The organism is Coriobacteriia bacterium, from assembly GCA_034370385.1.
GTDB lineage: Bacteria > Actinomycetota > Coriobacteriia > Anaerosomatales > PHET01 > JAXMKZ01.
Genome location: JAXMKZ010000053.1, coordinates 25851 through 32026 on the forward strand (window position 1 = coordinate 25851; position 6176 = coordinate 32026).

Below are 6176 nucleotides of genomic sequence, written 5' to 3' on the forward strand. Positions count from 1 at the left end.
TCTCAGGTCCGGCCGCCTACCCGTGCCTTGGGCTGAGGAATCGGTCTGCCCTCATCGCGAGCAGCCGCCAGCCACGCGTCACGGGCGATCTCGACTTGGGCCAGTGCCTGAGCGGGCGTCTTCCCGTATGCCGAGCAGTGCGCGAGCTGCGGGATTTCGGCGATGTAGCCACAGTCCTCGGCACTGTAGAAGATGGTGATCTCGTAGTCGCTCATCAGCGTACCTCCATCTTCAGACTATACCGCGCGATCAGGCTCATGAACTGTCTCACCTGGTACGGCTTGGCCCGTCCGCCAACATCCTGCAGGTTCAGCAGTTCGGGAACGCCCGGGCGCGTGAAGATGTGATGACTGCCCGAGACCCTGGCGAGCCTGAACCCGAAGGCGGTAGCCAAGCCACACAAATCGGCGAATCGGACGTCGAGAGACCCCGCCTCGATGGATCGCAGCGTCTTCCTCGGATTCATCGACCCGCCCCCCGACGTGTACTGACACGCCAAGGCTAGGGGGCGGTGCTTACCGATTGCTTGCCAGATTCTTTCGTAACTGAGAGCGCGCGTTCATCCCGTACATCGAGGCAACGGCTCAACCTAGAACTCCAACCCCTCCACCCGATCGAACAGCACGCCGGTCCGCGTCAGGAACTCGCGCGGATCGAAGCACTTCTCGACCGCCATGAGATCGAGCGGGAAGTCGTGCGAACCGCCTTCGAGGTAGTCGCGAAGCCCCGGACCCGGCACCGCATTCTGGATGTCGTCCCACACCTTCATCGCCGCCGTCTGCACCACCACGTATGCGTCCTCGCGCAGCATGCCCGTGTCGACGAGCGCGAGCAGCACACGGCTCGAGTAGATGAGCCCGCGGGTCGATTCGAGGTTGACCATCATCCGCTGCGGATAGAGCACCATCCCGTCGAGGATCCACTCGAGCTTGCCGAGGATGTAGTCGAGCGCGATCGTCGAGTCGGCGAGCACGACGCGCTCAGCCGAGCTGTGGCTGATGTCGCGCTCGTGCCACAGAGCCACGTTGTCGAAGCCCACCTGAGCGTTCGCCTTGATGACGCGCGCCAGGCCGCACACGCGCTCGGCGGTGATGGGGTTGCGCTTGTGGGGCATCGCCGATGAGCCCTTCTGGCCCTTGGCGAACGGCTCCTCGGCCTCGAGGGTGTCGGATTTCTGGAGCGCGCGAACCTCGGTCGCGATCTCTTCAGCGGTCGCAGCAACGGTGGCGAGCACGGCGAGGAACTGCGCGTGACGATCGCGCGGGATGACCTGCGTCGACATGGGCTCGGGGGTGAGGCCGAGCTTCTCGCACACGTACTGCTCGACGAAGGGGTCGATGTTGGAGTAGCTGCCCACGGCGCCGCTGATCGCGCCGACGGCGACGTTGTCGCGGGTGCGCTCCAGGCGCTCGAGCGCGCGCTTCCAGGCGAACGCCCAGCGGCCGAACTTCATGCCCATGGTCATCGGCTCGGCGTGGATGCCGTGCGTGCGGCCGACGCACAGGGTGTCGCGCTCCTCAATCGCGCGGCGCTTGCAGACCTCGCCGAGGCGCTTGACGTCAGCGATGACGATGTCGATCGCCTGCACCATCTGATAGCACAGCGCGGTGTCACCCAGGTCCGACGAGGTCATGCCGTAGTGCACCCAGCGACTGGGCTTCGGCGCATCAGGCGCGAGCCCGGCGTCGATGTGCTCGGCCATGTTGGTGAGGAACGCGATGACGTCGTGGTTCGTGACGGCTTCGAGCTCGTCGATGCGAGCGACCTCGAAAGCGGCGGTCGATCTGATGTGCGCGGCCTCCTCGGGCGTGATGCCGGCCTCGCCCAACTGGGCTTGCGCTTCGCAGGCGAGCACCTCGATCTCCTGCCAGATCGCGAATTTGTTCTCGAGGTCCCAGATGCGGGCCATATCGGGGCGAGAGTAGCGAGGAATCATGAGGAAGGCCTCCGAGGAGAGCGTGGGCGGGGTGGCAAAGGCATTATCGCCGAGCGAGGCGCCGTTGTCGCGCTGGTCCATACACCGAGGGTAGCTCAATTGAGGACCTCGCGTAGTCATGCTCGAGCGGCCGTGACCTGCCTCTTTTCGAGCTATGGTCTTCTTATCGAAATCGGATTAAGCCGCAACAAATGGCCCATCAAGACACCGGCGAGCACTGAGCTGACGTCACGATGGATGGCTTGAATCCGTTGGCCTCGGCTTCTGCGTCCCCTGCAGTGCCTCGGTCTGCAGCCGCCGTAGCTGGTCGACCAGTCCTTCGGGATCACCGGTACGGTTCGCAATTGCTAGTGCTTCATCAATCCACGGCATGGCCTCTGCGGCATCATAGGCCGAGTAGAGCCGGCCAAGGGCCGCCGAGTTGTAGAGCCAGATGTCGTCAGGAGTCGCCGCTCGGTTCTCTTCATAGATACGGCCACAACATAGGACTCGAATGCGAGGTCCGGATACGAGTCCTCGTACCACCTATCCGGACACAATGTCCGGATTCTTGTCCGGATAGCGTCCCCTCCTCATGATGCGCCTTCCTATCCGGACACAGTGTCCGGATTCGTGTCCGGACAGCCGGATCGCGCTCAATGCATTCACAGCGTGCGGTAGACCGTCGACGGCCCGGTTCCCTCAGTCCGAGCAAGCCCGAGCTCTACAAATGCAGCCAGATGTCTGCGTGCTGTCCGCACGCCAACGGACATGGCGGTCGCGTACTCCGAGGAAGTAGCGACTCCCGCGGCCGCAAACCATTTCCAGCCCACCGCCTGGGAGGAACTCATCGACTCCACAACATGCGCGGGCAAGACAGCAATGGCTGCATCCGCACTGCGGAAGAGTGTCAAGATCAGGTAGGGGTCATCCCATTGATAGCGAGGCAGTGGCAATCCGTGCTTCTTGGCCTGTTGGGCAAGTGAATTCAGGCCAAGGCCGCGCTCCTCTGCGAGGCGCATCTTCGCGAACGTGTAGTGCAATCGCGGATTCCTGCTCAGCATCGGAGCATTGAATGCCTGCAGTTGGGCGATTGTGATAGGTGGAACCGGACGGCCAGGGCTGCGGACGACTACCGTGTCAGCATCGACCGACAGCTGGCACTTCGCACCCTCGACATCGTAGTCACGATGCACCAGAGCGTTGACGACGGCTTCCCGAACCACCTCGAAAGGCAGCTCTTGGACTGTCTCGCGCTCCATGCGGTTCCGAGAGATCACATGCGGCAACTTGCCCTCCAGCCAGTCCTCGAGTGCCTCGGGAATCAGAACCAACGGCCCTTCGAAGTCGCGAGTCTCGACCCTGCCATCGGGATACCGAATCGTTGCAAGAAGCCCCGCTTGTGGTATGGCGGCACGGGGGTGAGTTCCGAACAACATCAAGCCAAAAGCGCTTGGTCTGAACACCCCCGCAGCATCCATCGTAAGCACGCCTTGCTGAGCCAAGCGTTCCTCGAACGCCCGTGTCCCGACCTTCGGCTGAATCTTCGCCCGGGCGCGGTAGAGGTTGAGAGCCGACGCATCTAGGTCAGAGAGCGCGCCCACCGTGGCCTGATCAAGCGTGGACAGGCTGGTTGGCTCATCCGCTTCGATGGCCGCCTGTTGAGCCCTCTCCAAGGCCTGATCGAAGAACGGCTGGTTGACGTTCGAGATCGCCTCTTGAAGGTCCCGGTCAAACATGACTACTTCCACGCCGTGATCTTGCAGGTACTTGATCCCGCGACGATCAACCAAGGGATCTGGGTCCGCCACACCCACGTACACCTTCTTGATCCGTGCGAGCACAACGCGTTCTGCGCAGCTGAGTTTGCGCTCACCACGGGCCCCGGGGGCGCAGGGCTCGAGCGTCACGTACAGCACTGAGCCATCGAGTCGGTTGTCGCGGTTCTTGCGCTCCAGAAGCGTGAACTCCGCATGATCGCCGTCGCGTAGCTCCCCCCGACAAGCCTGGTCCATGCTGCCATTGGGTTTGACGAGCACGGCCCCCACAAAAGGACTCAGCTTGCCATCATCGCGAGGCTCTGCCATCGAGTCCTTCATCACACTGACTGCGAGCTCCATGTAGTCACGCGGCTCCACGTTCACTCCCGTCTTGGGGCATCCCCCGTTCTGGGTCGCGCCCCATGATGCCACGTCGATGCGAACGAAGCCTAACCGAGGTCGAACCTATCTCACGTGGTCCCATAGGCACCGGTGGGGTGGTCAACTTCTCGGTGATCAGAAGGTCCCCAGGTGGTCAACTAGAGTACCGAACACAACAAACGCCATAGACCGCCATAAACCGCCCAAGACTGCCCCATATAGCACACGTGGTCACCCATCGGCCGACGGCAAGTACTGCGCACCGCGGCGATCGCCAACGAGAGTCAGCAGTCCGGTGTCTCCCATGGAAGCGAGAATACGCTTCGCCTGCTCGGGGCTCCGTCCGCACAGATCTGCGGTCAGAGCGCGAGGCACTTCTATGCACCCCTGCTGGGATTGGGATACGTCTTGACGGTGATCAGGACGCGCTTACGGTCGACAGGCATGACTCAGATGCTCCACCGAGAGAGGTTGCGGCGCGGCTGCGATGAGCGACTCCGCCACGAGACTGCGATGGCACGTCGCCGGGTCCGCTTCGAAGCATACGAGACATATGCACTGACTCTCAGCCAGCTCGAGCACCCGGGCGATGTCGCTCCCTCGCGCGGACAATTGCTCGCGAAAAATCGGCGCGAACTGCTCAAATGTGATCGCGCCGTCCTTGAGCGCATGCCTCAAATCGCGCGGATTGCCAAGCGCACGAATGTGCACGTAGTCGATACCCGAGGCGCCCAAACGAGCCGCAAGTGCTGTCTTGGAGAATCCCTTGCGCCTGCTGATGGGGACGTCCCGCACGTCGACGACGACCTCGACACCAGCAGCGGACAGCGTCTCGACCCACTGGTCCAACGCCGCACCCTCGTATCCAATCGTGCAAACCGCGCTCATGGCATCCCCCGTTTTCGGTCGCGTCCATGATGCCACGTCGATGTGGACGAAACCTAACCGAGGCCTAACCTACATCTCTCGGAGCGGCTATTCACTCCCCCACTCCCACACGTCGGCCTTCACGCGCTCGTAATTGGCGTCGAGCTCGGGCTGCATCAGGACGAGGGCAGCGATGCGGCTCACCACCTCGGTAACGTAGCGCGCCTCCTCGGGCTTGAGGTCGCGGCCGAGCAGCGCGCGCTCGCGGTAGCTCAGCCACTTCTTGATGACCTGGTAGCCGCCGATCGTGTAGCGCCACACGCTGGCCGGCACGCAGCGCCAGTACGCGATGTCGTTGAGGTACACGTCGAAACACGTCTCGCCGAGAAGCGCGATCGCCTGCTCGGCAGACATGCCGAGCGACAGGGCGTGCTCGGAGACGGCGACACGCTCGGCGACGCTGTACTCGCGCTCCGTGAGCTTTCCGGTGGAGGGCATGGTGATGCCGCCCTTGCCGGCGATGCCCCAGCGGGCAGTCATGGCAAGGTCGGTGGAGGGATCCAGTACTCTGCCTGCACCCGCGAGGGTGCCGAATCGCAACGGCGAGTTGAAGGGCGCGGAAACGTCGAGAAGGGCGTCAACAGTGGCCCCCGAGGCTGCCACTTGGTCGAAAACGACTGCGCTTGCTGTCGGCGCAACCCTCGACCAATCCTGAACCAGGGCGTGAGCGTTCTCTCGCGCGAATAGAGGCGAATGGGCGATGCCCAGGACGTAATGCATCACCGACTCAGCACGAGCTAGTCGTCCTATCGCAGTGAGCCATGATGCGGCTCGATCACTCACGTTCTCTGTAGATTGACCGCTTTCAATCAGGGTTCCCTTGCCGACGACGGAAGTGGGGAACACGTTCGCCCCTGACTCAACCACGTGGAAGGCGAACGCGTTGTGGCCAATCATGGGCGGGCTGTAGGACTTCCTATATCGCTGGGAAGCCACAAGCCATGACTTCGACGCATCGAATTGCGCCTTGTACTCGTGGCGGGGACGGATTATCAACGTGGTCTCGTCCTCCCAGTACAACCATCGGATATCGAACGGCCGATAGGTGTACGGGCCACGTCCCGGCAAGTGGTGTATGAAGCCCTCTGCTCCGACCTCGGGCTTGTCACTCAGCCGGCCATGAGCGCGGGCACCACCTCCTGATCGAGTCCGTCGGTCACGACGAGTGTCGGCTGCATCGTCTTGTCGATTGA

At 62.6% G+C, this 6176-nt stretch carries 6 protein-coding genes; all 6 read right to left on the minus strand.

Annotated elements, in window-relative coordinates; translation table 11 throughout:
* Positions 1–2: 2 nt before the first annotated feature.
* Positions 3–215 carry a type II toxin-antitoxin system HicB family antitoxin gene (locus U1E26_11385; GenBank protein MDZ4170237.1) on the minus strand — a complete coding sequence of 71 codons (213 nt, stop codon included), beginning with the start codon at positions 213–215 and terminating at the stop codon, positions 3–5.
* A complete protein-coding gene (locus tag U1E26_11390; GenBank protein MDZ4170238.1) occupies positions 215–466 on the minus strand; it encodes a type II toxin-antitoxin system HicA family toxin in 252 nt (83 codons plus the stop codon). The genes U1E26_11385 and U1E26_11390 overlap by 1 nt, the downstream gene beginning before the upstream one ends.
* A 123-nt stretch (positions 467–589) precedes the next feature.
* Positions 590–1936, minus strand: coding sequence for an adenylosuccinate lyase (gene purB, locus U1E26_11395; protein MDZ4170239.1), 1347 nt, complete (start codon positions 1934–1936; stop codon positions 590–592).
* A gap of 644 nt (positions 1937–2580) precedes the next feature.
* Positions 2581–4053, minus strand: a complete 1473-nt coding sequence (locus tag U1E26_11400; protein MDZ4170240.1) for an ATP-binding protein — start codon at positions 4051–4053, stop codon at positions 2581–2583.
* A 432-nt stretch (positions 4054–4485) separates the two neighbouring features.
* Positions 4486–4944, minus strand: coding sequence for a DUF488 domain-containing protein (locus tag U1E26_11405; GenBank protein MDZ4170241.1), 459 nt, complete (start codon positions 4942–4944; stop codon positions 4486–4488).
* An 87-nt stretch (positions 4945–5031) separates the two neighbouring features.
* Entirely contained in the window at positions 5032–6051 is a 1020-nt protein-coding gene (locus tag U1E26_11410; GenBank protein MDZ4170242.1) for a type ISP restriction/modification enzyme, read from the minus strand.
* Positions 6052–6176 lie beyond the last annotated feature (125 nt).